The organism is Azoarcus sp. KH32C, assembly GCF_000349945.1.
Lineage (GTDB): Bacteria > Pseudomonadota > Gammaproteobacteria > Burkholderiales > Rhodocyclaceae > Aromatoleum.
The window spans coordinates 4,916,414-4,942,429 of record NC_020516.1; the positions used below are offsets into that span (position 1 = coordinate 4,916,414).

A 26,016-nucleotide genomic window follows, 5' to 3' on the forward strand; every position below is an offset into this window, starting at 1 on the left:
CAGGGACGCATTCGTCATGGCCGCGCGCTTCGTTCAACACGACCAGGCGTTTGCATCGTCAGGCCGCCGGGCCGCAACAGGATCACGGCCACGACAACGGCCCCGAAAAGCAAGGATTCGAGCCCGGCCGGCGTCGCGGTGTCGGCCGGCAAGAGCTCGGTCAGGACCGAGATCGCCTGCGGCAGCGCCACCACGACCAGCGCGCCCCACAAGGCCCCCGCAAGCTCGCGCGCGCCGCCGATGAAGGCGAGCATCAGCAGCTCGAAGGACAGCATCAGCCCGAACTGCTCCGGGCTGACGAAGCCGATCCAGTGCGCATACAGCGCGCCGGCGAGCCCGGACAAGGCGCCGCCGAACGCGAAGGCAGTCCGTTTTGCGCCGGCGACGTCGATGCCGCACGCGGCCGCGGCCGCCTCGTCCTCGCGCACCGCGTGCCAGGCGCGTCCGACGCGGGATGCGACGCAGCGCCGGCATGCGATCCATGCGAGCGCCAGCACCGCCGCACCGACGAGTGCCTGCGACCACGCCGCGTCGACGGAAAATCCCGCCAGCACGAGCGCCGGCACCGCCAGGCCCGCCGCGCCGTGCGTCAGCGATTCCGCACGCACCAGGGCTTCCTCGACGATCAGCGAGAAGGCGAGCGTGCTCATCGCGAAATACAGTCCCCCGAGGCGGCGGGCCGGCAGGCTCGCGAGCCAGCCGCCGCCCGCCCCGGTCGCGACCGCGAGGCCCATCGCGAGCGGCGCCGGCACACCGCGTAGCGTAAGCAGCGCCTCGACGTAGGCGCCCAAGCCGAGCAAGGCGCCCTGCCCGAGCGAGATCTGGCCGCACAGCCCGACGATGACGATCACGCCGAGTCCGGCGATCGCGTACGTCGCGACGAACGCCGCCTGCGCGAGCGCGTATTCGGCGCCGAGCAGCAACACCGCGGCAACGGCTGCGAGCACGAGCGTGCCGACGCGTGCGATCCGCCGCGTCACCGCCGCCCCCGCCAACCCGCCGCGAACCCGTCCGGAAAGACGAGCAGCCCGCCCATCAGCAGCACATAGGGCACGACGTCCTTGACGCCTTCGGGCAGCATCAGCCCCGCGAGCGATTCGGCGACGCCGAGAAAGACCCCGCCCGCGAGCGCGCCGGGCAGGCTCGTCATGCCGCCGAGCACCGCGGCGGGAAACGCCTTCAGCGCGACGAGCCCCATGTTGAGATGCACGAATGTCACCGGCGCGAGCAGCAGCCCCGCGACCGCCGCGACCCCGGCGCCGAGCGCCCACGCGAAGGTGTGCATGCCCTCGACCGACACGCCCATCAGCGCCGCGACGGTCGCGTTCTCCGAACAGGCGCGCAAGGCGAGTCCGGCGCGCGTACGGCGGAAGAAAAGCGTCAACAAGGCCGCGAGCGCCGCAGTTGCCCCGATCACGACGAGATGCTCGGCCGCGAGCACCAATCCGCCCACTTCCAGCGTCTCACCGACGAAAGCGAGCGGCAGGCGGTGCATCGAGTGGGTCGCCGCCGGCACGCTTGCGACCGCGCCGCGCAGCATCAGGCCGAGACCGAAGGTCAGCAGCAGTGCGGTCAGGTGCGGCTGGCCGAGCGCACGGCGCAGCACGCCGCGTTCGAGCAGCGCCCCGAGCAGCACGAGCCCCGCGACCGCTCCGCCCATCGCGAGCGGCAGCGGCCAGCCCGCGCCCTGGTGCAGGGCCAGCGCGGCGAAGGCGCCCAGCATCAGCAATTCGCCCTGCATGAAGCTGACGGTCTCGGTCGCCTTGTAGATCAACACGAAGGACAGCGCGACGAGGCCGTAGATGCAGCCGACGGCGATCCCGCTGGTCAGAACCTGGACGAGGACTAGCGTGGACACGGCGACGGGCGGCTGTCGGAAGGGCCGCCGGGCCGGACGGCATGGAGTGAAAGGTCGGTCATCGGGATTTCCTGGCCGGTCGGACGCGACGACCGCGCGGCCGGCATGAGGGCCCGCCATTATGCCAAGGCCGGCACGTGTGGCGCCGATGTTATGCTCGCCGCCATGCTAAACGTCGATCCTCTCCTCCATGGCATCGGCCTCGCGGGTGTCGCCGCGCAGGCCGCCGCGGCGGTGCTCGAAACCGGCCGCAAGCCCTTCGACATGTTCGGCGTGGTCGTCGTCGCGCTCGCCGCAGCCCTGGGCGGCGGCTCGCTGCGCGACCTGCTGCTCGACCGCACGGTGTTCTGGGTCGCCGACCAGTCCTACCTGATCGCGGCGATGGCGGCCGGCGTCGGCGCCTTCGCGTTGGCGCGCGTGATGGTGCTGCCGGCGCGCCTCTTCCTGCTGCCCGACGCGCTCGGGCTCGCGCTCTTCACGGTGAGCGGCACGCAGGCAGCGCTCGCGCTCGGTGCGCCGTGGCTCGTCGCGAGCGTGATGGGCGTCGTTACCGGCGTGTTCGGCGGCATCGTGCGCGACGTGCTGTGCAACGAGGTGCCGCTGGTGTTCTCGGGCGAACTGTACGCCACGGCGTCATGGGCCGGCGCGCTGCTCCTCGTCGCGCTGGGCGCGCTCGACGTCGCGCGGGGGCCTGCCGCCCTCGCCGCAGGCGGCACCGTGCTCGCGATCCGGCTCGGCGCGATGCGCTTCGGCTGGCGCCTGCCGATGTTCAGCGCACGCACCTGAAGCGCGGGGAGAACCGTGCCTCGGTCGCGCCGTCCCTCAGTGCGGAACGTCCGCGGCGAGCGGCGTGAAGCGCGCCTGCTCGGTCTTGTCGCCGAGCGTGACCGCGACGAGCGCCTTCATCGCCGGATCCGACGCATAACGGCCGCTGCCGCTGAGCCGGTTGTCGCCGTCGGGCTTGAGCGACAGGACGAGTTTGTCCTTCGCGGAAAGCAGCGTGACGGACGCGGACGCACCGGCCGAGGCGACCTTCTTGCCGTCGTGGTCGTACAGGAAGATTGCGACCGGATTTTCCTTCGCCTCGGCGCTGTCCTTGCGGACGACCAGTTCGAGCTGGTAGCTCGCAGTCGCCTGCACTTGGCCGCCGTTGGCGGGTTTCATCGCGCTGTGCGGGGCGTCGCCGTGGGCCAAGGCATTGGTCGCCATCAGGGGCACGGCCATCAGGCCGACGAGCAAGGCACGGTAAGACATGTATGAATCTCCTGGAGTCGTTCGAAAATCAAAAACTGTCCGCCGTGTGTTCGGCGACCAGGCGGTTGAGGGCGCGCTCGCCGAAGAGGTGGAACATCACCGGCGTCAGCAGCGTGTCGAGCAGCGTCGAGGACACCAACCCGCCGAAGATCACGACCGCGACCGGGTGCAGGATCTCCTTGCCCGGCGCGTCGGCCGACAGCAGCAGCGGCACGAGCGCGAAGGCGGCGACCAGCGCCGTCATCAGCACCGGCGTGAGGCGTTCGAGCGAACCGCGCACGATCATCGGGCGGCCGAAGACCTCGCCCTCGAAGGCGCACAGGTTGATGTAGTGGCTGATCTTCAGGATGCCGTTGCGGGTCGCGATGCCGGTCAGCGTGATGAAGCCGACGAGCGCCGCGACCGACAGCGGCTGGCCCGAGAGCCACAGCGCGGCGACGCTGCCGACCAGCGCGAGCGGGATGTTGCCCATGATGATCGCGACCAGCACGAAGGCACGGTAGCGGCTATAGAGCACAAGGAAGATCATTGCGAGCGACACGACGGCGAGGAGCGCGATCAGCTTCGCCGCCTCCTCCTGGGCCTGGAACTGGCCTTCGAGCGCGGTGAAATAGCCTTCCGGCAGCGGATTGGCGGCGAGTTCGGCGCGGATTGCCGCGACCACCGCGCTGAGGTCCGCCCCGCCCGCGGCGTTCGCCGAAATCACGATACGCCGGCGGGTGTTCTCGCGCCCGATCTGGTTGGGGCCGTCGCCGTCCTCGATGCGGGCAATCTTCGCGAGCGGGACGCGGCCGGCGGGGGTCTCGATCAGCAGGCCGGCGAGCCCCTGCCCGCCACGCGCGGCATCCGGCAGCCGCAGCACGAGGTCGAAGCGGCGGTTGCCTTCGATGATCTGGGTGAGTTTGTCGCCGCCGATCAGCTTCTCGAGGCTCTCCAGCAGCGCCCCCGGGCTCACGCCGTAACGTGCCGCCGCGTCGTAGTCGAGATGGATCTTCAGCTGCGGGATCAGCACCTGCTTCTCGACCTGCAGGTCGGCGATGCCGGGGATCTTCGCGAGGCGCGACTTCACGTCGGCGGCGAGCCCACGCAGCGTGTCGAGGTCGTCGCCATAGATCTTCAGCGCGATCTGCGCGCGCACGCCGGACAGCAGGTGGTCGAGACGGTGCGAGATCGGCTGGCCGACGCTGTTCGCGGCCGGCAGCACCGCGAGGCGGCTGCGGATTTCGGCGACGACCGCGTCGCGGCTGCGCTCGGACGGCTTGAGGTCGACCTCGATCTCGGAGGAATGCACGCCCTCTGCGTGCTCGTCGAGCTCCGCGCGGCCCGTGCGGCGCCCGACCTGACGCACCTCGGGTACCTGCGCGATCAGCGCTTCGGCCTGCTGCCCGATGCGGTTCGACTCCGACAGCGAGGTGCCGGGGTTCGTCAGCACGCTGACCGTCAGCGTCCCCTCGTTGAAGGGCGGCAGGAAGGATCGCGGAAAGAAGGGCACTGTCGCAATGGCGGCAAGGACGATCACCGTGGCGCCCGCGAGCAGCGGCCGCGCATGGTCGAAGGACCAGCCGAGCAGCCTCGTGTCCCACGCCTTCAGGCGCGCGACGAGCGGGCTGTCGCCGTGGTCGAGCCGCTTCATGTGCGGCAGCAGGTAGTAGCACATCACCGGCGTCAGCGCGACCGACACCAGCATGCTGGCGAGGATCGAGACGATGTAGGCGATGCCGAGCGGCGTGAAGAGACGTCCTTCGATCCCCGGCAGCGCGAAGAGCGGCACGAACACCAGCACGATGATGATCGTCGCGTAGACGATTGCCGAGCGCACCTCCAGCGTCGCGGCGCCGATGACCTGCGCGACCGGCCGCGGATCGGCCGAGGCACGGTTGAGCCGCAGCCGGCGCAGCACGTTCTCGACGCCGACCACCGCGTCGTCCACGAGCTCGCCGATCGCGATCGCCAGCCCGCCGAGCGTCATCGTGTTGATTGACAACCCGAAGTATTTGAAGACCAGCGCCGTCACGAGCAGCGACACTGGGATCGCGGTCAGCGAGATCAGGGTCGTGCGCACATTCAGCAGGAACAGGAACAGGATCGCCGCGACGAAGATCGCGCCGTCGCGCAGCGCCTCCTGGACGTTATCCACCGAGGCCTTGATGAACTCCGCCTGCCTGAAGAGGAACTGCGGCTTGTCGACGCCCCGCGGCAGGTTGCGCGACAACTCCTCGACGGCCTTCTCGACCTCGCGCGTGAGCTGCACCGAATCGGCCGACGGCTGCTTCTGCACCGACAGGATCACCGCCGGCTTCGCGCCGTAGCTCGCGTCCCCGCGCTTGACGGCAGGCGCGAAGCGCACCTCGGCGACCTGCCTGAGCAGGATCGGCTGGCCGTTGCGGGCCGTGACGGCGAGGTTCTGCAGGTCCTCGATGCGCGTCGTGCGCCCGATCTGGCGGATCAGATATTCGCGCGACTGCTGCTCGAGAAAGCCGCCGCTGGTGTTCGCGCCGAACCCCTTCAGCGCGGCCTCGATCTGCTCGGCCGACACGCCGAGCGCCTGCATGCGGGCGAGATCCGGCTCGACGCGGTATTGCTTGACCTCGCCGCCGATCGGGATCACCTGCGCGACGCCCGGAACGGTCAGCAGGCGCGGGCGCATCACCCAGTCGGCGTACTCGCGCGCCGCCATCGGATCGACCTGCTCGGGGTCGGCGGGAATCGCGATCAGCAGGATCTCGCCCATGATCGACGAGATCGGCCCCATCTGCGGCGCCACGCCCGCCGGCAGCTGCTCGCGCACGAGGTTCAGGCGCTCGGCGATCTGCTGCCGGTTGAGGTAGATGTCGGTGCCCCATTCGAACTCGACGAACAGGATCGACAGGCCGATGCCGGACACGGAGCGCACGCGCGTCACGCCGGGCATGCCGTTCATCGCCGACTCCAGCGGGAAGGTCACGAGTTGCTCGACCTCCTCCGGCGCCATCCCGCCCGCCTCGGTCATCAGCGTGACGGTCGGCTTGTTCAGATCGGGGAAGACGTCGACCGGCATCTTCCGCAGCGTGAGTCCGCCGTAGATGACCAGCAACAAGGATACGCCGAGGACCAGCAGGCGCTGGCGCAGACTGGTGCTGATGATCCATTCGAACATCGCGGCCCCTCAGCGCACCAGCGCGAGCGAGGCCGCGCCCTTGACGACGACGCGCTCGCCGGCCGCGAGGCCCGCGGTGACGGCGACGGTCGCCGCATCGACCGGAGCGGTCGTCACCTTGCGCGGCACGAAGCGCTCGGCCGTCACATGGACCCACACGACGGGCTCGCCCGCGCCATTGCGCGTGAGCGCCTCGGCCGGCAGGGCCACGCCGGGGCGCTTCGCAGCGGTCTGCGCCAGCACCTTCAGCGACTGCCCGACGGCCACCGCGGGCGCGTCCTTGTCGGCCCGCACCCGGAACAGCACCGGCAGCGCGCCTTCGCGAAGGGCCGCGCCGCTGCCCAGGTAGTTCAGATGCAGCACGCCGTCCGGCAATGCGGCGGTCGCCTCACCGAGGCCCGCCGCCGTCGCGGCATCGTAGGCCAGCGCCTCGACCGCGAGGCGACGCGGATCGACGACCTCGAAGAGCGTGTCGCGCGCTTCGACGACCTCCCCCAGCGTGACATGGGTGCTCGCGACCACCCCGGATACCGGTGCGACCAGCGGCTCGCGCCCGCTCAAGCCCTTCGCGAGCGCCGCCTTGCGCGCAGCGAGCCCGCCGGCTTCCACGCGCGCCGCCTCGATCTCACGCGCCGGCACCACGCCTTCGAGCTGCTCCAGCCGCGCGAGGCGCCTCACCGCGACCTCGTGCTGCGCGTCCAACTCGGCGATCTGCGCGAACTGGCCGCTGCGCTCGAGACTGCTCGCCACCGGCTGCAGATAGGCGAGGACTTCGCCCCGCCGCACGCGCTGCCCCAGCACCGCGAACCCCCGCGGGCCGGCCTCGATGCGGCCCGCCTGGGTCGACTGCACCTTGCCGCCGGCGCCGGGGTCGGCGACGACCTTGCCGTTGAATTCGATCACCGCGGCATGGTCCCCGATCTCGGCCGCGATGGTGCGGATACCCAGCTGCCGCTGCGATGCTTTCGGCACGAACACGCTGCCGTCGGCGAGACGCGACGGCGCGGAGGTATCTGCGACGGCGGCGGCCTCCGGTTCGTCATGACCGTGGTCCTCGCCGCCGTGGGCGAGCGCCGTCGCGACCTTGCCCAGCACCAGAACCGGGATCGCGACCCCGAGGAGAAGCTTGCGTACCCACATTGTTCAGTCCTTGCGGCCTTGCCGCCGCAGGCCGCGGCGGGCGATCACGGAAACGCCGACGAGGGCGAGCGCCCCGCCGAGCGACCACGGCAGCCACGGCGGGGTGCCGCTCGCGGCGGGAGCGAGCGCGGGCGCGCCCGAGGGCGGCGCGATATCGAGCTCGGCAGCGACGAGGTCGGCCAGGTCACCCGCCTGCACCGTGAGGGCGAGCGGATGCCTGCCCGCCGCCGGCATCGCGAACGGCAGCCGGTAGGTGGCGGGCGCCGATTCGGTCGCCGTGCCCGTCACGCCGGCCCCTTCGACTTCCACCTGCGCGCCGGCCAAGGGCTCGTTCGTGAGGCGCCGGTCGATGTAGAGCGTGAGCTCCCCGGCCTCGAGCACGCCGACGACTTCGAGGTCGTCGGTCTGCGCCTCGAAACGCGGCGACCGGCTCGCGAGCGCCTGCACCGCCGGCGGCGCGTCGTCGTGCGCGTGGCCCTCGTGCCCCCACGCGAGCCATGGCGCGGCCAGCGCAGCGGCGAGGGTGGCGGCGGCGGTGAACGTCTTCATGGCAACAATCCTTGCGCTTGATTCAGGCGGGCCACCGCGAGCGCGACGGCCGTCTTCTGCAATGTCCGGGCGGCTTCGGCTTCCTGTGCCTGGGCCTGCGCGCGCAGCAACTGCGCGAGCGGCAGCTCGCCGAGGTCGAATCCCTTGCGCGTCAGCCGCAGGTTCTCGGCGGCGGCGGCGCGGCGCTGGTCGGCGAGCGCCGCCGCGCGTTCCGCGTTCGCGAGCCCCGTCCTCGCGTCGCGCAATTCGGCCGCGACGGCCGCCTCGGCGGCGCTCAGCTCGGCGTGAGCCTTGACGATCTCGGTGTTCGCCGCGGCGACGAGCGGCCGGTTGCGCGCCTCGGTGCCGAAGGGAATGCGGATGCCGACACGCACGTTGTCCCGCGTCGGCGAATCGAAGTCGTCACGTCCGCGCTGGTATTGCACGGTCAGCTCCGGCGCGTCGCGCGAGGCGCCCTGCACCGCCTGCAGGTTCGACTGCGCGCGGGCGAGCGCGCGCCGTCCCGCTTCGATGCGCGGATGATCCGGCGCCGCGGCCTCCGTCGGCGCGGCATCGCGGCGCGGCTCCTCGGCATCGGCGGGCAAGGTCGCGAAGCCGGTCAGCAGCGAATAGCGCTGCATCGCCTGCGCGACCCGGTTCCCGGCCTCCAGTTCCGCCGCCTCGGCGGCGAGCCGCTCGCCCTGCGCGAGCAGCAGGTCGCTGCGCGCGAGGTCGCCGGCCGACACCCGGCGCGCGACTTCCTGCTCGAGCTGCCTCGCACTGTCGCTTCGGCCGAACGCGAGCTCGCGCTCGGCGTCGGCGGCCCGCAGCGCCCAGATTGCATCGCGCAGTTCGCCTGCGACCTGCAGGCGCAGCGCGACGACTTCGAGCTCGTTTTCCGCCGCCTCGGCAGCGACCAGCTCCTGTTGTGCCCCGCGCTGACCCGGCAGCCATAGCGGAGCGGCGACTTCGACCTCGAATTCGCGCTTCCCGGCGTTGGCGAGTGGTCGGTCGGTGCGCTGGCCCAGCGACAGCGCCGGCGGGCCGGCGAGCCACGCATCGGCCTGCACGCGCCGGGCGCGCACTTCGTCGCCCCTCGCCTCGGCCGCGAGCAGCTGCGGATTTCGCGCATACGCGGCGGCGGCCGCATCCCGCAGCGTTTGCGCGCTGCCGGCCACGGGAAAGGCCAGCGACGCGATCAGCAACGCCTTGTCGAACATCGCCATGAGAATCGGGATTGCCTGTGAATAAGGAGGATGGTCCGGCAGCATGACCGGTCGCAGCCGACATCCGGCTGACAGTCGGATTACATTCCTGTAATCCGTCCCTCGCGAACGCCTATGCAAAACATGGCAAACTGATGCGGCCGGCAGTTCCGGCAAGATGGCGCGCGGCCAGTCGTCCCGCCCGATGCGGCTGTCCGGGCACGAACCAACCAAAAAGAATCAGGAGGTTCCGGAAATGAGCTTCTTACGCGAATTCAGAGAGTTCGCCATGCGCGGCAACGTCGTCGATCTCGCGGTCGGCGTGATCATCGGCGGAGCCTTCGGCAAGATCGTCGAATCCTTCGTCAAGGACGTCGTGATGCCGCTGCTGGGCCGCCTGATCGGCCAGGTCGATTTCAAACACCTCTACATCAATCTCGGCAGCCAGAGTTACGACTCGCTCGACGCCGCGGAGAAGGCCGGCGCCCCGTTGGTGAAGTACGGGGCCTTCATCAATACGACGATCGATTTCATCATCATCGCCTTCGCGATCTTCGTCGCGATCAAGGCGATAAACCGGCTCAAGCGCAGCGAGCCGCCGGCGGCGGAGCCGGAACCCGCGCCGCCGGTGGAAAGCGAGGAAGTGAAGCTGCTGCGCGAGATCCGCGACACGCTGCGCGAGCGCACCTAAAACGCAAGCCGGCAGCGATCAGGCCGCTTCGCCCGCCTCGGCGCCGACGCGCTCGAGGCGGTAGCCGAAGTTGTAGGCCGGCACGAGGCGGTATCCGCGCTCGGGGCGCAGTTCCAGCTTCATGCGCACGCGGCTGATGTGCGTGTCGACGGTACGCGTCGCCACCGTCGGACTGCGGCCCCACACGGCCTCGAGCATGTGGCCGCGCGACACCAAGCGCCCGAGGTTGCGGAAGAGGAAGACCGCGAGGTCGAATTCCTTGTCGGTCAGCTCGAGCCCGGCTCCGTCGAGTTGGGCCTCCTTGTGCGTGACGTCGAAACGGTAGGGGCCCACCACCACGACCTGCTCGTTGGCCTGCGAGCGGCCGCGCCGCAACACGGCATCGACGCGGGCGAGCAGTTCCCAGCGGCGTACGGGCTTGACGATGTAGTCGTCGGCCCCGCCGGTGAGCGCCGCAACCACATCCTCCTCGGCGTCGCGCGCCGTCACGAACACCACCGGCGTGTCGTTGTTGCGCTCCTTGCGCAACCACTCCAGCACCTCCTGGCCGCTGAGCTGCGGCAGGATGCTGTCGAGCAGGAAGAAATCGAAACTCTCGCGCGCCGCTATGCGCATGAAGTCGCGCGCGTCGGCAAAGCAATACAAATCGTGGCCGGACTCGCGCAGCCACAGTGCAAGCATCTCGCTTTGCAGCGGGTCGTCCTCGAGGATCGCAATTCTCACGTTTGCCTCCCGTGCGTGGCTAGGGCGCGCCCTCCCGGCACGCCGGATTTCGACGGCGCGGGATCAACTCAGGCGTAATCGCCGACATAGGGGTTGGATTCGCGCTCGTCGCCGAAGGTCGACATCGGACCGTGTCCGGGGACGAAGTTCACATCGTCGCCGAGCGGGAAAAGCTTCTCGCGGATCGAACGGATCAGGCCCGCGTGGTCGCCGCGCGGGAAATCGGTGCGACCGATCGAGCCCGCAAAGAGCACGTCGCCGACCAGCGCGAGGCGCGCCTCCGGATGGAAGAACACAACGTGGCCGGGGGTGTGGCCGGGCGCGTGGATCACCCGCAGCGTCTCCTCGCCGACGGTCACGGTGTCGCCCTCGCGCAGCCAGCGGTCGGGCTCGAAGGACTCGACGTCGGGGAAGCCGAACATCTTGCTCTGCTGCGGCATGCCCGCGATCCAGAAACGGTCTTCCTCCTGCGGGCCTTCGATCGGCACCTTCAGCTCCCGCGCGAGCTTGGCCGCCCCGCCCGCATGGTCGATGTGGCCATGCGTGATCAGGATCTTCTCAACCGTCACGCCGAGTTCGGCGACGGCGGAATAGATGCGTCCGAGATCGCCGCCAGGGTCGACGACGGCGGCCTTGCGGCTGCGGTCGCACCACAGGATCGTGCAATTCTGCTCGAACGGGGTTACCGGAACGATACGCAACTGGATCATGACGAAAGGAACTGCATCTGATGCGGACAGGGGCACAGTGTAGCGCGGCTCGCCGCGCTGCGCAGATTCGCGTAAATCCCTAGGCGAGTCCGCAAGAGCACTAGCAGGCGACATTTCCCGCCTGTCTCAGCGCAACAGCGCGACGCCCTTCACCTGCGCGAAGAGTTCCATCCCCGGCGCGATCGCGAGCTCTACGGCGGAACGTTTGGTGATGCGAGCGAGCAGCGGCGCGCCGCGCACGTCGAGCCGCACCAGCACGCGGCCCGGCGCGTCGTCGTCGAGCGTGACGACGCGCGCCGGCAGCACGTTGAGGATGCTGGAGTCGTGGCGTTCGGCGAGCGCGAGGCTCACGTCGCGCGCCAGGACCCGGGCGCGCACGGGAGCACCGAGGCGCGTGTCGAGGCCTGCGAGCCACAAGGGCAGGCCGGCGAATTCGAGGCGGCTCAGTGCATAGGCCTCGTCGTGCCCGGCGACCATCGCGTCGATCACGACGAAGGCGTCCTCGTCGCGCGCGAGCGGCAGGTCGAGGCGCGCCATCACCTCGCCGATCGGCCCCGCGGCGAGCACCCGGCCGCCGTCGAGCAGCACGACGTGATCGGCGAGCCTGGCGACTTCCTCGGGCGCGTGGCTGACGTACACGACGGGAATGTCGAGCGTGTCGTGCAGGCGTTCGAGGTAGGGCAGAATCTCGGCCTTGCGCCGCAGGTCGAGCGCCGCGAGCGGCTCGTCCATCAGCAGCAGCCGGGGGCTCGTCGCGAGCGCACGGGCGATCGCGACGCGCTGGCGCTCCCCGCCCGAGAGCCTGTCCGGCAGGCGGTTGAGCAGCGGTTCGATGCCGAGCAGCGCGATCGCGTGATCGAGCGATACCCGCCGCTCGGCTGCCGCGACGCGCTTCAGGCCGAATTCGAGATTGCGACGCACCGACAGGTGGGGGAAGAGGCTCGCCTCCTGGAAGACGTAGCCAAGCGGCCGCTTGTGGGTCGGCAGAAAGACGCCGCGCGCGTCGTCCTGCCACACCTCGCCGCGGACCGCGAGATAGCCGCCCGGGGCGCGTTCGAGCCCCGCGAGGCAGCGCAGCAGTGTCGTCTTGCCCGAGCCGGACGCGCCGAAGAGCGCGCTGACGCCGCGCCCGGGCAAAGCGAGCTCGGCCTGCAACGAGAAACCGGGCCACGCGACGCGGAAGCGCGCGTCGATCGCGGCGGGCGACACGTCCGCCGCATTCATCGCGCCACCCCACGTTTGCGGCTGTACAAGACCCACAACACGGCGAAGCTGAAGAGCAGCATCCCGGCCGACAGCCAGTGCGCCTCGGCGTATTCGAGCGCCTCGACGTGGTCGTAGATCTGCACCGAAACGACGCGCGTATGCTCCGGAATATTGCCCCCGATCATCAGCACGACGCCGAATTCGCCGACGGTGTGCGCAAAGCCGAGCACTGCCGCGGTCAGGAAACCGGGGCGCGCAAGCGGCAGGACGACGCTGACGAAGGTGTCGAAGGCACCGGCGCGCAGCGTCGCCGCGACTTCCAGCGGCCGCTCGCCGATCGCCTCGAAAGCCTGCTGCAGCGGTTGCACGACGAAGGGCATCGAGTAGAACACGGAGCCGACGACGAGGCCCGCGAAGCTGAATGGCAGCAGGCCGAGCCCGAGCGCCTGCGTGAGCTGTCCGACCGGGCCGTGCGGCCCGAGCAGCAGGAGCAGGTAGAAGCCGATCACGGTCGGCGGCAGCACCAGCGGCAGCGCGACGACCGCGCCGACGACCGCCTTGAGGCGCGAACGCGTGCGCGCAAGCCACCACGCGATGGGCGTGCCGACGACGAGCAGGATCGCCGTCGTCATCGTCGCAAGCTCCAGCGTCAGCCGGATCGCGGCGAGGTCGGCCGGCTTCACCGCGCCCTCCTCACGGAAAGGGGCACGGCTTCAGACAGCGAAGAAAGGGCATGGATGGCGGACAGAGGCTGTGCTCCTGGCATCGGCAAAGGATGACATTGCCGAAGCGAATAGCATGCCACGACTTCCCCTGCCGTCGCGATCCTCAGTTCGCCTTGACGTGGTACTTCTTCAACACTTCCTGCCAATCCGGATCGGACTTCATCTCCGCGATCACGGCATTGACCTGCTTGGCCAGTTTCGGATTCCGCTTCGCGACCAGCAGATGACGCGTGTAGGAACCCTGCGGCGTAGCCGAGGCGTGGAAGCGGCCTTCGATGCCGAGCTGTGGGGCAAGGAAACGCACCACGGAGCCCGGCAGCAGCGTCGCGTCGATGCGCCCGGCAGCGATCTTCTTCAGATTGACCTCTTCGCTCTGCGAATCCTGGCGGTCGATCTGGCCCGCCTTCACGAGCTCGTCGATGCCGGCGTAGTTGCGCTCGAGCACCCCGCCGAAGGTCATTCCCTTGAGGGATTCCGGTCCCGTATACTCGACCTTCCTGGCAAGCGTCGAAATGACGAGGTTCTCGTCGGGGAAGATCGCGTCCGATACGGAATAGGTCGTCTTGTCCTTGTCCCTGAAGCGGGTCGGCCCCACCCAGGGCACGGCGTCCCTGAAATCCGCAGACGCGACCGCCTCGTCGACTTGCGCGCGCGACATCACCGACACCTTCACGCTCAGCGCCCCGTTAGACTTCTTCGTCAGATAGTCCGCGAGCTCATAGGTCAGCCCCCTGCCATCGCCCGTGACGAAGGGCGGCTCGGAGTGGTAGGTGTAGAGCGTCAGGTCCGCAGCGAAGGCCGAGGCCATCGACAAAACAAACGCGCCCGCCAAGGCGGCGAACGTCTTGAAACCGGTCATGCGACTCCTCGTGACGAAATGGACTTGCTCGCCCGGACCCGCCGTGGGCGAAAACCGCGCCGAGGAACCCGATCTTGGATCCTCCGGCGGAACATCCGCCGGAGGATTTGTAAGATTATATTATTGCTTTGGTAGTAGCGACATCGCGGAATCTACTGACGACCGAGCGAGCGCGGCCGAGCTTTCTCGATCCCGCCTACAAGCCGTAACCATACGACCGGATGATCGCCACCGCCTTCGGCCCCCGCAGGTAGTCCGCCAGCGCCCGCGCGGCCGGCTTGTCGCGTCCGGCGGCGAGGATTATCGCATCCTGGCGCAGCGGCGCATGCAAATCGGCCGGCACCTGCCATATCGACCCGCTCGTCAGCCGGCCATCGGCCCATACCTGCGACAGCGCGACGAAGCCCAGTTCAGCGTTGCCGCTGGCGACGAACTGATGGGCCTGGGCGATGTTCTCGCCGGTCACGAGCTTCGCCGCGAGTGGGTCGGCAAGCCCGAGCTTGCGCAGCACTTCCATCGCGGCGGCGCCATAAGGGGCGGTCTTCGGGTTGGCGATCGATAGGTGCGCAAAGGTGCCGCGCCTGAGCACCTCGCCCTTGTCGTCGACGACGCCGACCTGGGCCGACCACAGCACGAGCCGGCCGATCGCGTAGGTAAAACGGGAACCGGCGACCGCGGCGCCCTCCTCCTCCAGTTTCGCAGGCGTCGTCTCGTCGGCCGCCAGCAGGAGCTCGAAGGGCGCGCCATTTCTGATCTGCGCGTAGAACTTGCCGGTCGCGCCGAAGGCGAGCTGCGCCTTGTGGCCGGTGTCGCGCTCGAACTCGGCGGCGATCTTCTGCATCGGCGCGGTGAAGTTCGCCGCGACGGCGACGCTCACCTGGGCGGCGTGCCCCACGACAGGGCACAGCGACAGCAGCAGGACGATCGCATAGGCGGAACGGAAGCGGCGGGGCATTGGGTGACTCCTGGCGTAGACGTTTGTCTTGCCTTAGCGACTAGCATGCCATGAGTCGAGACCACGCGCCCCCGGGGCCTTACCGGGAAGAGACGCGACAAGGGCGGCACAATTGCCGCATTTCCGACAATCGGGGCGACAAACGCCGCAGTTCGCCGCCCCACGGATATACGCCGTTGCTTACTTCTTCGCGATCGTCGCGTCTTCGATCAGCAGCGGATAGACGTAGCCCGACCCGAAATCGCGATCGAGCTGCACGCGGCCGGTGACGACGACTTCGTCGCCGACCGCGGCGGTGTCCTTGCTGGTGGCGATCAGGTTGTTGGTGCCCTGCTCGCCCGAGCCGTCGCGGACATGTACGAAGTTGCGGCCCATGATGCCGTTGTTGACCTTCACGACCTTGCCCGAGACCTGCACTTGGCTGCCCGACAGCGCGGCCATTTCCTGGTGGACGGCGACGACGGTACGAACGGCGGGGTCGGCAGCCGAGGCCAGGCCGGCGCCGAGCGCGAGGACGCCGGCGAATATGAGGACGTAAACTTTTTTCACGAACAAACTCCTGCGCTGGGGTCCGCAAGCGGACCTATGAAAAGGGAATTCCGGTGGGCGCATTGTACGCCGCACGCACCGGTATGCCGAAGGAATCGCACCGGAAAGGTGCGCAACTCCGATCAGACGAGGTGGAAGCGCCCGGCGGTCTCCTGCAGCCGGGACGCGACGGCTTCGAGCTGCTGCGCGGCGGACGAGGTCTCCTTCACGGCCGCGCTGTTCTCCTCGCTCATCTGCGCGGTCTGCTCGACGCGGCGGGCGATTTCGTTGCTCGCGACCGACTGCTCGTGCAGCGCGCTGGTGATGTCGGCAATCGCCGACATGACATTGCCGGACTGCGCGTTGACGGCATCGATCGCCGCACCGACATCACGCGATAGCACGTCGAAGCTGCCGATCTGCGTGACGACCTCTTCCATGCTCGCCACCGCGCCCCGCGTGACGCTCTGCACCTGGCCGATCATGCCGGTGATTTCCTGCGTCGAGCCGCTGGTGCGCTCGGCGAGCTTGCGCACTTCGTCGGCGACGACCGCGAAGCCGCGCCCCTGCTCGCCCGCGCGTGCCGCCTCGATCGCGGCATTGAGGGCCAACAGGTTGGTCTGATCGGCGATCTCGCGGATCACGCCGACGATGGACGAGATGCTGTTCGACAGGCCGCCGAGTTCGCGGATCTGTTCCGCGGTGCGGTCCACCGCGGCAGCCGTGACGCGGCTGTTGTCGAGCATCGCGTTCATCGTCGTGTGGCCGCGTGCGGCGTGCCGTCCGGACTCGGCGGCGGCAGAGCGCACTTCGTCGGCGTGATCCGATACCTGCGCGATGCTTACCGACATCTCTTCGACGCTCGATGCCATCGACGACGCGGCCTGGGACTGCATCTCGGTCGAGGTCGCAAGCTCGGTGGTCGTCGCCGAAAGCTGCTGGCTCATGGCCGCGAGTTGTTCCGAGTGACTCTGCAGGCCGCCTGCGATCTCGCGCAGGCTGTTCTGCATGGCCGCGCAGGAGCGCAGCAGCTCGGCGAATTCGTCCTTGCCGCGGACTTCGACCTCGCGGTTGAGATCGCCCGCGGCGATCCTCCGGGCGACCGCCTGGGCGCTGGCCAACGGACGGACGATCGAGCGCACGACGAGCAGCGAATAGAGGAAGAGGCCGATCGCGGCCACCAGCGAGATGACGACGACGGTCAGCAGGGTCTTCGTGCGCGCCGCGTCGAATGCCTCGTCGGCTTCCTTCGCCTCGTGCCCCATCGAATCGGCGACTTTCAGGAGTTCCTCGTGGACGCGCTGCACCGCGGCGTCGGCTTCGTCGTCGATGGCGTGGATTTCGGCAGGAAGCTCGCTCTCGGGGCCGAGCTTCGGCAGCAGGCGCTTCTCGAACAGCTCGACGACCTTCTCGACGGACTTCCGCGCCTCGACGATCGCCGCGTGTTCCTGAGGCGTGTCGGCCTCGCGCTCGAGCACGGCGAGATCGTTCAGCGCCTCGGCGCGGCGTTCGGCGAATTCCTTGCGAGCCTGGTCGAGATTGCGGTTGATGATCGCATCGGCGAAGACTTGATATAGCTGGGCGCCGAGGGAAGCGGCTTCGGCAGCATGGGCCTGGCTCTGAGTCTTCGCGAAGCCGTCGTCCTGCAGACTCGCGAGACGGTTCATCGCGAACAGCGCGACGCTGACCAGGGCGACGAGCGTCGCCACGGAAATTGCCACGAAGACTGCCAGTCGGAATCTCACGCTCATGGGAGCCTCCTCAACTCAGTCACAAATGCGGAGGCTAATACGTTTGGCCAATAGCCACAAGGAAGGCATGGTCAAATTGGGTAACGTTTTCCGCTCGCGCGGAATTGCCTGATTTCACGGGCATTTTTGGCGGCCAAGCGGATCCGGAAAACTACGGAAGACGTCGGTATTTTCCGAAGAACTCTTCCCAACAAGGAATGCGAATTGTTATCATTAATTAACCCTTCCCGGAGTGCGACATGAAACGACTGATTCTCGCCCTGCTGTGTCTGCCCGCCATCGCCCTCGCCGCCCCCCCCGAAGTGCAGCTGGTGATCAAGGATCACCGCTTCCAGCCCGAGGAAGTCCGCGTCCCGGCCGGCCAGAAGATCAAGCTGGTGATCCAGAATCAGGATTCGACGCCGGAAGAGTTCGAGAGCCACGAGCTCAATAGGGAAAAGGTAATACCCGGTGGCACGACCGCGAACGTCTTCATCGGTCCGCTGAACCCCGGCAAGTACCCGTTCTTCGGCGAATTCAACGAAAAGACCGCGCGCGGCGTGGTGATCGCGGAGTAATCGATCATGCTCGGCGCCGCCATCATCGTTTTTCGCGAATCACTGGAGGCGGCGCTGCTGGTAGGCATCGTCGCCGCCGCCGCCCGGACGCTCCCCCACCGCAACCGCTGGCTGGCCGGCGGCATCGTCGCAGGCATTCTGGGCTCGGTCGCGGTCGCGATGGCGGCCGGCACGATCGCCGAGATGGCCGACGGCATGGGGCAGGAGATGCTCAACGCGATCGTCCTCGGCCTCGCCGTGACGATGCTCGCGTGGCACAACATCTGGATGTCGCGCCATGCGCGCGAGATGATCAGCGACGCGACGAGCGTCGTGCGCGAGGTGGCCGAAGGCGCACGCGAGCTGTCGGCGATCGCGATCGTCATCGCGATGGCGGTGCTGCGCGAAGGCTCGGAAACGGTGCTTTTCCTGTTCGGCATGATGTCGCAGGAGCAGTCGCTCGGACAGGTGCTGAGCGGCGGCGCGCTGGGTCTCGCGGCCGGCATCGGCGTGGGCTTCGGCATGTACGCGGGTCTGCTGCGCGTGCCGGTGCGCTGGTTCTTCACCGTCACGGCCGGACTGGTGCTCCTGCTCGCGGCCGGCATGGCCGGCCAGATGGCGCGCTTCCTGATCCAGGGCGACATCATCCCGTCGCTCGCGAATCCGCTGTGGGATACCTCGGCCTGGCTGTCGGCGAGCTCCGCGGTGGGCACGCTGCTGCATGTGCTGGCCGGCTATGACCCGCGCCCCAGCGCGATGCAGGCGATTTTCTACCTCGGCACGGTCGCGTTGATTGCGGTCGGCATGTATCTGGTGCGTTCGCCCGCGGCCGCCAGCGGGCGCCCCGCAACGACCTGACTTCCCCCCTTAGATGCGACGCGCGATCCGGCCGGCTCCGCCGGCCCGGGAGGGTGTTCGCGCGCCGAAAATTTCCGCCTCCCCCCAAAACTACAAGGATCATGATGAAAAAACAGCTTATCGCTGCGGCGATCGCCGCCTTCGGCGCGAGCATGGCCCACGCCGGTCCGGCCGATCACATCTTCACGCCGAACGTCGAATACGGCGAGCGCGAGATCGAGTTCAGCGCCGGCTCTTTCCGCGACCACGGCAAGGAAGACGAGACCGCAGGCGTGCTGACTTTCGGCATGGGCGTGACCCAGTTCTGGTTCACCGAGATCGGCGTGGAGTACGAGCGTGAGCGCGGCGAGAGCTTCCGCCGTGAAGCCTTCGAGTGGGAAAACAAATTCCAGCTGACCGAACCGGGCCAGTACTTCATCGACCTCGGCGCGCTGGTCGAGATCGAGCGCCCGCGCGATCACGACGAAGGCTGGGAACTGAAGATCGGCCTGCTGACGCAGAAGGACTTCGACAAGGTCCAGCTGAACTTCAACCTGCTGGCCGAGCGTCATTACGACTCGGAAGAGAAGAGCCGCACCGAAGTCGGTTACCAGTGGCAGGCGAAGTACCGCTGGATGCCGCAATTCGAAGTCGGCCTGCAGGGCCTGGGCGTATTCGGCAATTGGGGCAGCTGGGAACGCAATGGCGACCAGGAGCACAGCGTCGGCCCCGCGATCTTCGGCAAGATCCAGACCGGCGGTCGTACCGCGATCAAGTACAACGCGGCCTACCTGGTCGGCCTGACGAAGCCGTCGCCCGACCACACGCTGCGCGCGACGGTCGAATTCGAGTTCTGACCGCCCGCGATCAAGCGACGTCCAAAGCCCCGCCAGGCACCGCCGGCGGGGCTTTTTCATTGTGGCGTGCGTCCCCGATCACGACAAGCCGGCTCGGCGTCGTGTAAGCTTTAACGATTAGACACAAAATCAGAATCACGCGCCGTGACCAAACGGAGAAGCGGGTCGGCAGGGGACAAGCGGAATGGGCTTTAAGACCAAGGATATAGCATCCAGGGGAGACGTACGTCCTGGCTGCGCAGGACCCCACGGCGCACACCGGCGCGCCTTGCTCGGATGGCTGGCAGGAGGACTCGGCCTGGCGCTGGGCGGACGGTCGATCCGCGCCGCGCGGGCCGCCGAAGCGCCGCTGGTGATGGGCATCTTCCCCCGGCGGCAGGCGACGCTCACGACCGAGCTCTACGGTCCGCTTGCCGCCTACCTGGGCCGCGAACTCGGCCGCGAGGTCCGGCTGGTCACGGCGAAGGATTTCGACGCGTTCTGGGAAGGCGTCGAGCACCGGCGCTTCGATATCGTCCATTACAACCAGTTCCACTACGTCCGCTCCGCCGACAAGTACCGCGTGATCGCGCACAACGAGGAGTTCGGCACCGGCACCGTCGCCGGCGCGCTCTACGTGCGCAAGGACAGCGGCATCACCTCGATCGCCCAGCTGCGCGGGCACAAGATCGTGTTCGGCGGCGGCACGGACGCGATGATGAGCTACATCCTGCCGAGCTACCTGCTGCTGCAGGCGGGGCTGAAGCCCACCGACTACGAGACGGTGTTCTCAAAGAATCCGCCGAATTCGCTGATCTCGCTGTACCACGGCCAAGCCGACGCGAGCGGGGCCGGCGACATCCTGATCGATCTGCCTGTCGTGCGCGAGGCGATGGACACGAGCACGGTCATGCACCTCGGCATGACCGAGCGTGTGAAGCACCTGCCCTGGGCGGTGCGCAAGGACATGCCGCAGGCGCTCGCGACGCGCATCCAGACGCTGCTGGTCGGACTGGGCAAGCACGACGAAGGGCGCGCGATCCTCGCCCGTGCGGAGATGACCGGCTTCGGCGCGGCGCGCGACGCGGACTACGATCCCCACCGCCGCATCATCCGCAAGGTCATGCCGGACCTCGTCATTCCGCGCTGAGCACGGAGAGCCTCCTTGCGCCTCGCGAGCAAGTTCATCCTCATCGTGGCCGGGATCCTCTCGGTCACGCTGGCACTGAATGCCTACTACGTGCTGCAAAGCCAGAACCGCCTCCTCGAGCAGCAGCTCGAGGAGCGCGGCCGCGTGCTGGGCCACCTGATCGCGCTGATCAGCCCGGAGGCGATCCTCGGGCTCGACTTCCTGAGCCTTGACGGCTACGCGCGCGAGGTCAGCCGCCAGCGCGACGTGGTCTACGGCGTAATCGTCGACAACGACGACCAGCCGCTGACCTCCTATGTGAACGGCGACGACGCGCGCATCCGCCGCGGCCTCGGGGTGGACGGCCCGGCGCCCGACCATCTGCCGCCGCCACGCATGCAGAAACTGATCAAGCGGCTCGCGGCGCTGCCCGACGTGATGCCGGTCGAATTCCCGATCGTCCATGACGGGCACCAGCTTGGCCGCCTGCGGGTGGGCATCAGCCGCGCGGAACTCGTGGCACAGGCCCGCGAGCAGATGGTGCAGCAGTTCGCGATCTACGCGATCATCATCCTGTTCCTGAGCGCGGCGATCTACCTCGTCTTCAAGTACAGCGTGATGCATCCGGTCAAGCGCCTGATCGAGGTGTCGCAGGACCTGGGCCGCGGCGAGTTCACGCTCGTGCCGGTAGGTTCCCGCGACGAGCTCGGACGGCTCGGCGAGACTTTCAACGCGATGACGCTCGAGATCCAGCGCGAGCAAGCGAAGCTGCACTACCAAGCGAACTACGATCCGCTGACGGCGCAGCCGAACCGGATGTTGGCGGTCGAGCGGCTGCAGCAGGAGATCCGTTCGGCCCACCGCCAGCAGCAGCGCTTCGCACTGATGTTCATCGATCTCGATGACTTCAAGATCGTCAACGACACGATGGGACATGCGGTGGGCGACCAGCTGCTCGCGCACGTCAGCGCACACATCCGCTCGCGCCTGCGCGAGGAGGACACGCTCGCACGCCTCGGCGGCGACGAGTTCCTGGTCTTGCTGCCGCGCTTGAGCCAGCCCAACGAGGCGCGCGAAGTGGCCCGCCGGCTGCTGGAGGCCGTCTCGGAACCGGTCTCGCTCGACGGACACGAAGTGGTCGTCCATTGCAGCATCGGCATCGCCTTGTACCCGGACGACGGCGACACGGTCGAATCGCTGATGGCCAACGCGGACAACGCGATGTACCAGGCGAAGAAGCCCGGCCGGCCGCCGATCTGTTTCTTCACCGCGGAGATGAACGCGCAGATGCGCGAGCGCCTGCAGCTCGAGCAGGAGCTCAACAAGGTGCTCGCGCGCGGCGGGCTGCAGCTCGCCTTCCAGCCGATCTTCCGCGCCGACGACGGCGCCTATGTCGGCGCAGAGGTGCTGCTGCGCTGGAATCATCCGGAACAGGGCTTCATCAGCCCGGCGACCTTCATCCCGCTCGCCGAGAGCACCGGACAGATCGTCGCGATCGGCAAATGGGTGCTGCGCGAGGCGGGGCGGCAGTTGCGCAGCTGGCTGGATACGGGGCTCGGGCCCGGCTATCTGGCGGTCAACATCTCGCGCGTGCAGCTGCGCGAGGACCTGGAGCAGCTGGTGCACGAGGTCCTCGAGGACAACCGCTTGTCGCCGCAGACGCTGGAGCTGGAGATCACCGAGAACATCCTGCTCGACGACCATCAGCAGATCAACGACGTGCTCGGACGATTGCATGGGCGCGGGCTGCGCCTGAGCCTCGACGATTTCGGCACGGGCTATTCCTCGCTCAGCTACCTGCGTCGCTTCTCGTTCGACACGCTGAAGATCGACCGCAGCTTCGTCTCGCCACTGTGCGAGGACCTCGAGGCCGCCGCGCTGGTGCGCGCGATCGTCGCGATGGCGCACAGCCTCTCGCTCAAGGTGATCGCCGAGGGCGTCGAGAGCCGCGCGCAACTGGAATTCCTGAAGGGTCTCGGTTGCGACTACCTGCAGGGCTACCTGCTGTCGCACCCGCTCGACGCCGATCACTTCACCGCCTTCCTGAGCCGGATCGCGCACGAGCCGGCGCCGTGGGGCGATTGCCCCTTGTCGCTGATCCATGGATAGGGCTCCGGATGCCGCCCTCGCGAAGATGCGCGAGCGGCGGAAGGCGGCGCGCCGGGCGCGCCTCGTCGTCGTGCTGCGCGGCGCACTGGGTGCCGCCGCCGTCGTCGGCTTCGCGGTGTGGGCCCATTTCGGTTCCGGCCAGCCGGTGTTCTCGCCGCACGGCAAATCCGAGCCCGGCTGGGAGGCGTTCCGTGCGGCCTACGACGTCGATACCTTCGGCCGCGACGGCTACTTCGTGCGCGCGATCCAGAACGGCTACAACCTGATCCACCACACCTACCGCTACGCCTGGCGTTTCACGCGCAAGGGTGCGCTCGACCACCCGAACGCCTGCATCGACTGCCATCGCGAAACGGACCTCGCCTACGCCTTCGCGAGCGGCGATCGCTTCGATGCGGCCCTCGGCCGCCGCATTTCCTTCGAGGAGCATGTGATGCGCTGCTACGCGACGCATCTGGACGGCTTCGTGCCGACGATCTACGACCCGGCCGTGCGGGACATCCGGATCTTCGCGCGCATGGTCGCGCATCACCTGCAGCTCGGCGAAGGCGCGCGGGAGGCCGCGCAATGAGGGCGCTGCCGGAGGGATGGCCGAAACTGCTGCGGCTCGCGCTACTGTTCGGCGCGCTGCTCGGGCTCTACGCACTCGCCGTCGCGCGCCACGAGGAACGCGCACAGGTCCGCGAGCAGGCGGTGGACCTGACGCCGGGCTGCGCCGACAAGCTCGACCGCTACGGCCTCGCGGCCGGCCCCGACTACATCTCGCCCTACGTCCTCGCGCGCGGCTGGCGCCCGGATCCGAGGCGCGGCTACAGCGAGGAGGATGTGCGCACGATCCAGCGCGGCTGCAACATCATCGACGACCTGCAGGGGCAGCTCGCCGCCGACCCGGGACGCGAACGCTGGAACTCGACGCGCTTCGTGCGCGGCACCCACACGAGCTGCGACCACTGCCACCAGGGGATCGGCGACAAGCAGACGGCGGCGGGCGTGCCGCAGACCGGCTCGCTGAGCCTCGGCGCGTCCTGGGTCATGGCCGACATGTACGACCAGTTCACGGGCATCCTGCTGCCCTTCGAGCTGCGCCAGATGCAGTGCTACATCAACTCGTCGAACGGCTACAAGCCGAACGTCGCCGACGACCTGATCCGCGACGTCACCGCCTACAGCCGCTTCCTCGCCGCGGCGCTCGACCTGCGCTTCGGCAACCGTTACGCGGAACAGGGCATCGACGAGGTGACCGCTTCGTCGACCTTGAAGCGCGGCGACGACTACGTGCGCGGCGCGGCGTTGTTCAAGGAGAAATGCGCGCGCTGCCACGGTCCGCAGGGGCTGGGCACGGTCGTCGACGGCAAGGTCGTGTATCCGGCGGTGGCGGGCCCGAACTCCTTCAACCACCAGTCGCGCAACAACTTCTCCTTCGTGTCGACGATCCTGCCCGGCTTCATCTGCCGCAACATGCCGCTCGGCGAGGAAGGCACGCTCTCCAACCAGGACTGCCGCGACATCGGCTTCTACGTCAGCAACCTGCCGCGTCCGGCCGGCGACAAGGAAGGGCCCCTCGCGGCGCTGTGGAACCAGTTGATGATGCGGGTGATGCCGCCGATGATCCATGCCGTCGAAACCTGGCGCCACGCCGACGCAAACAGGGGGAGCGGGACATGATCGGCCGCCTGTCTGCGTGGGCGTTGCCGGACGGGCGCTCGCTCGGCAGCGAACTGCTGATCGGGCTGACGCTCGCGGTCGTCGTGCTGCCGCAGGCGATCGCGTTCTCGACGACGCTCGCCGGGCTGCCTTCCTATTTCGGCATCTACTGCGCGATCTGGGGCGTGCTCTTCTCCGCGCTGCTCAACCCCTCGCGGGTGTTCCACGGCGGGCCCAACAGTACGCAGTCGGCGGTCGTCGGCGTGACGCTGTTGCCGGTCGCGCCGCAGTTCGGACCGGACTACATCGGCTGCGCGCTGACGCTCTTCCTGCTCGCCGGGCTGATCCAGCTGCTGTTTCTCGCGATCCGCCCGCTCGGCCGCATGCTCGACTTCGTCAGCGAGCCGGTCGCGAACGGCATGATTTGCGGCATCGGCGTGTACATGATCCTGAAGTCCTTCCCGACCTTCGCCGGCCTGCCGGTCAACACCCAGGTCGAATGGCGCCTGTGGATCGCGTGGCAGAGCTTTCTCGCCGTGCTCGAGATCGGCAACATGCACGCGATCCACATCGGCTTGCTCACGCTGGTGGTCACCATCGTCGCGCGGCAATTCCAGGCGCTACGCAACTGGGGGATCCTGCTCGGCATCCTCGCGGGGACGCTGTATTCGCAGTACCTGAACGCACATTTCGGCCTCGGCGAGACGCTGGTCGAGCAGACCGCGAACATCTCGCCGGCAGGCTTCGTGTATCCGTCGCTGCCGCTCTTCGCGCAGGAGGCGATGCCGGACATCATCGGCATCATCCCGGGCGCGGTCACGCTCGCGCTGCTGGGACTCTTTCAGACGGTCGCGGCGATGCGGATGATGAACCGCAAGAGCGGCCAGTTCGTCGATGCGCGTCACGGCATTTTCGCCGACGCGGTGAGCAACTGCGTGCTGCCCTTCATTTCCGCGCTGCCGACCTGCGCGTCCTTCAACCGGATGTCGCTGATGCAGGCGATGAACACCGGCAGCCGAATCGCCGCCGCCTCGTCAGCGCTGTTCCTGCTCGCGCTGGTGAGCTTCTTCGGCCAGTACATCGCGATCATCCCGGTGCCGGCGATGGCCGCGATCATCATGGTCGTCGGCGCCAACATGATCGACTGGTCGGACATCCGCGCGCACTTCGAGCACCGGCCGGAAGCGATCGTGTTCAGCGCATCCTTCCTGTCGGTGCATATCTTCGGCCTCTTCGGGGCGGTGATCTGCGGCTCGCTCTTGGCGCTCGCGTACGCGAAGTGGGAGAAGGCGCATCCGAACGTCAACCTCGAAGGCAACGTGCTGCGCATCCGCGGCAACATCTATTACGGCTCGCTGCCGGTGATCGAGTCGCTCTACCACCGCGCCAACAACGACCCGCGCTTCGAGGAACTGGTCGTCGATTTTTCGGCCGTCCATCACATCGATCCGGAAGGCATCCGCTGGCTGGCCGACGTGGGCAAGAACGACAAGGTGCGCCTGGCCGACCGCCGCAGCGGGCAGGACCGGCGCGGCGGCCAGCGCGGCCGCCCGAGCGGCCCCAACCGCAAGGACAGGCGCCGGCGTCAGGCGCTGTAGGCGCCCGAAGCGCGCGCCCGTCCGGCGCGGGTTAATATGCCATCGGTTAGGACTTGCG

Annotated in this window: 25 protein-coding genes; 10 read left to right on the plus strand and 15 right to left on the minus strand. The window is 68.2% G+C overall.

Annotated features, from left to right (window positions below):
• Positions 1-14 precede the first annotated feature (14 nt).
• Positions 15-980: a branched-chain amino acid ABC transporter permease gene (locus AZKH_RS22165; RefSeq protein WP_015438044.1), complete on the minus strand. Its 966-nt coding sequence runs from the start codon at positions 978-980 to the stop codon at positions 15-17.
• Complete coding sequence (locus AZKH_RS22170; protein WP_015438045.1) at positions 977-1,858, minus strand: branched-chain amino acid ABC transporter permease; 882 nt, start codon at positions 1,856-1,858, stop codon at positions 977-979. The genes AZKH_RS22165 and AZKH_RS22170 overlap by 4 nt, the downstream gene beginning before the upstream one ends.
• 153 nt (positions 1,859-2,011) lie before the next feature.
• Here AZKH_RS22170 and AZKH_RS22175 point away from each other — a divergent pair, with 153 nt between their 5' ends.
• Complete coding sequence (locus AZKH_RS22175) at positions 2,012-2,644, plus strand: trimeric intracellular cation channel family protein (protein ID WP_231874439.1); 633 nt, start codon at positions 2,012-2,014, stop codon at positions 2,642-2,644.
• 36 nt (positions 2,645-2,680) lie between these two features.
• Here the strand turns inward: AZKH_RS22175 and AZKH_RS22180 are convergent, their stop codons facing one another.
• Genes AZKH_RS22180 through AZKH_RS22200 form a run of 5 tightly spaced genes read right to left on the minus strand, consistent with a single transcriptional unit; the run spans position 2,681 to position 9,142 of the window.
• Positions 2,681-3,112, minus strand: coding sequence for a hypothetical protein (locus AZKH_RS22180; RefSeq protein ID WP_015438047.1), 432 nt, complete (start codon positions 3,110-3,112; stop codon positions 2,681-2,683).
• A 28-nt stretch (positions 3,113-3,140) separates the two neighbouring features.
• Complete coding sequence (locus AZKH_RS22185; RefSeq protein WP_015438048.1) at positions 3,141-6,248, minus strand: efflux RND transporter permease subunit; 3,108 nt, start codon at positions 6,246-6,248, stop codon at positions 3,141-3,143.
• Between the two features lie 9 nt (positions 6,249-6,257).
• Complete coding sequence (locus tag AZKH_RS22190; RefSeq protein WP_015438049.1) at positions 6,258-7,388, minus strand: efflux RND transporter periplasmic adaptor subunit; 1,131 nt, start codon at positions 7,386-7,388, stop codon at positions 6,258-6,260.
• 3 nt (positions 7,389-7,391) lie between these two features.
• Positions 7,392-7,937 (minus strand): hypothetical protein, encoded by a 546-nt coding sequence (locus AZKH_RS22195; RefSeq protein WP_015438050.1) that lies wholly within the window; start codon positions 7,935-7,937, stop codon positions 7,392-7,394.
• Positions 7,934-9,142 carry a TolC family protein gene (locus AZKH_RS22200; RefSeq protein WP_051071709.1) on the minus strand — a complete coding sequence of 403 codons (1,209 nt, stop codon included), beginning with the start codon at positions 9,140-9,142 and terminating at the stop codon, positions 7,934-7,936. Before AZKH_RS22200 ends, AZKH_RS22195 begins: the two co-directional genes overlap by 4 nt.
• Positions 9,143-9,377: 235 nt before the next feature.
• Between AZKH_RS22200 and mscL the strand changes: the two genes are divergently transcribed.
• On the plus strand, positions 9,378-9,812 hold the full coding sequence (gene mscL, locus AZKH_RS22205; protein WP_041656493.1) for a large conductance mechanosensitive channel protein MscL: 435 nt from the start codon (positions 9,378-9,380) through the stop codon (positions 9,810-9,812).
• A gap of 18 nt (positions 9,813-9,830) precedes the next feature.
• Here mscL and AZKH_RS22210 read toward each other — a convergent pair whose 3' ends face one another.
• The 8 genes from AZKH_RS22210 to AZKH_RS22245 form a co-directional block, all read right to left on the minus strand.
• Positions 9,831-10,535 carry a response regulator transcription factor gene (locus AZKH_RS22210; protein ID WP_015438053.1) on the minus strand — a complete coding sequence of 235 codons (705 nt, stop codon included), beginning with the start codon at positions 10,533-10,535 and terminating at the stop codon, positions 9,831-9,833.
• Between the two features lie 68 nt (positions 10,536-10,603).
• The gene (locus AZKH_RS22215) at positions 10,604-11,245 is read right to left on the minus strand and encodes an MBL fold metallo-hydrolase (protein ID WP_015438054.1); all 642 of its coding nucleotides are present in this window, start codon (positions 11,243-11,245) and stop codon (positions 10,604-10,606) included.
• Positions 11,246-11,371: 126 nt separating this feature from the next.
• On the minus strand, positions 11,372-12,469 hold the full coding sequence (gene modC / locus AZKH_RS22220; protein ID WP_015438055.1) for a molybdenum ABC transporter ATP-binding protein: 1,098 nt from the start codon (positions 12,467-12,469) through the stop codon (positions 11,372-11,374).
• A complete protein-coding gene (modB, locus tag AZKH_RS22225) occupies positions 12,466-13,083 on the minus strand; it encodes a molybdate ABC transporter permease subunit (RefSeq protein ID WP_051071801.1) in 618 nt (205 codons plus the stop codon). The genes modC and modB overlap by 4 nt, the downstream gene beginning before the upstream one ends.
• A 196-nt stretch (positions 13,084-13,279) precedes the next feature.
• Entirely contained in the window at positions 13,280-14,035 is a 756-nt protein-coding gene (locus AZKH_RS22230; RefSeq protein ID WP_015438057.1) for an ABC transporter substrate-binding protein, read from the minus strand.
• 196 nt (positions 14,036-14,231) lie between these two features.
• Positions 14,232-14,990: a molybdate ABC transporter substrate-binding protein gene (gene modA, locus AZKH_RS22235; protein WP_015438058.1), complete on the minus strand. Its 759-nt coding sequence runs from the start codon at positions 14,988-14,990 to the stop codon at positions 14,232-14,234.
• A gap of 180 nt (positions 14,991-15,170) precedes the next feature.
• A complete protein-coding gene (locus tag AZKH_RS22240) occupies positions 15,171-15,539 on the minus strand; it encodes a hypothetical protein (RefSeq protein WP_231874440.1) in 369 nt (122 codons plus the stop codon).
• Between the two features lie 122 nt (positions 15,540-15,661).
• A complete protein-coding gene (locus AZKH_RS22245) occupies positions 15,662-17,269 on the minus strand; it encodes a methyl-accepting chemotaxis protein (RefSeq protein ID WP_015438060.1) in 1,608 nt (535 codons plus the stop codon).
• Positions 17,270-17,508: 239 nt separating this feature from the next.
• Here AZKH_RS22245 and AZKH_RS22250 point away from each other — a divergent pair, with 239 nt between their 5' ends.
• From AZKH_RS22250 to AZKH_RS22285, 8 genes are all read left to right on the plus strand, one after another.
• A complete protein-coding gene (locus AZKH_RS22250) occupies positions 17,509-17,826 on the plus strand; it encodes a cupredoxin domain-containing protein (RefSeq protein ID WP_015438061.1) in 318 nt (105 codons plus the stop codon).
• Between the two features lie 6 nt (positions 17,827-17,832).
• Positions 17,833-18,663, plus strand: coding sequence for an FTR1 family protein (locus AZKH_RS22255; RefSeq protein ID WP_015438062.1), 831 nt, complete (start codon positions 17,833-17,835; stop codon positions 18,661-18,663).
• 104 nt (positions 18,664-18,767) lie between these two features.
• The gene (locus AZKH_RS22260) at positions 18,768-19,499 is read left to right on the plus strand and encodes a hypothetical protein (RefSeq protein WP_156822147.1); all 732 of its coding nucleotides are present in this window, start codon (positions 18,768-18,770) and stop codon (positions 19,497-19,499) included.
• A gap of 268 nt (positions 19,500-19,767) precedes the next feature.
• Positions 19,768-20,628 carry a phosphate/phosphite/phosphonate ABC transporter substrate-binding protein gene (locus AZKH_RS22265; protein ID WP_231874441.1) on the plus strand — a complete coding sequence of 287 codons (861 nt, stop codon included), beginning with the start codon at positions 19,768-19,770 and terminating at the stop codon, positions 20,626-20,628.
• Positions 20,629-20,643: 15 nt separating this feature from the next.
• Positions 20,644-22,716, plus strand: coding sequence for a bifunctional diguanylate cyclase/phosphodiesterase (locus AZKH_RS22270; protein WP_015438065.1), 2,073 nt, complete (start codon positions 20,644-20,646; stop codon positions 22,714-22,716).
• Positions 22,709-23,287: a hypothetical protein gene (locus AZKH_RS22275; RefSeq protein WP_015438066.1), complete on the plus strand. Its 579-nt coding sequence runs from the start codon at positions 22,709-22,711 to the stop codon at positions 23,285-23,287. Before AZKH_RS22270 ends, AZKH_RS22275 begins: the two co-directional genes overlap by 8 nt.
• Positions 23,284-24,381: a c-type cytochrome gene (locus tag AZKH_RS22280; RefSeq protein WP_015438067.1), complete on the plus strand. Its 1,098-nt coding sequence runs from the start codon at positions 23,284-23,286 to the stop codon at positions 24,379-24,381. Before AZKH_RS22275 ends, AZKH_RS22280 begins: the two co-directional genes overlap by 4 nt.
• The gene (locus AZKH_RS22285) at positions 24,378-25,958 is read left to right on the plus strand and encodes a SulP family inorganic anion transporter (RefSeq protein WP_015438068.1); all 1,581 of its coding nucleotides are present in this window, start codon (positions 24,378-24,380) and stop codon (positions 25,956-25,958) included. Before AZKH_RS22280 ends, AZKH_RS22285 begins: the two co-directional genes overlap by 4 nt.
• The last annotated feature ends 58 nt before the right edge of the window (positions 25,959-26,016 follow it).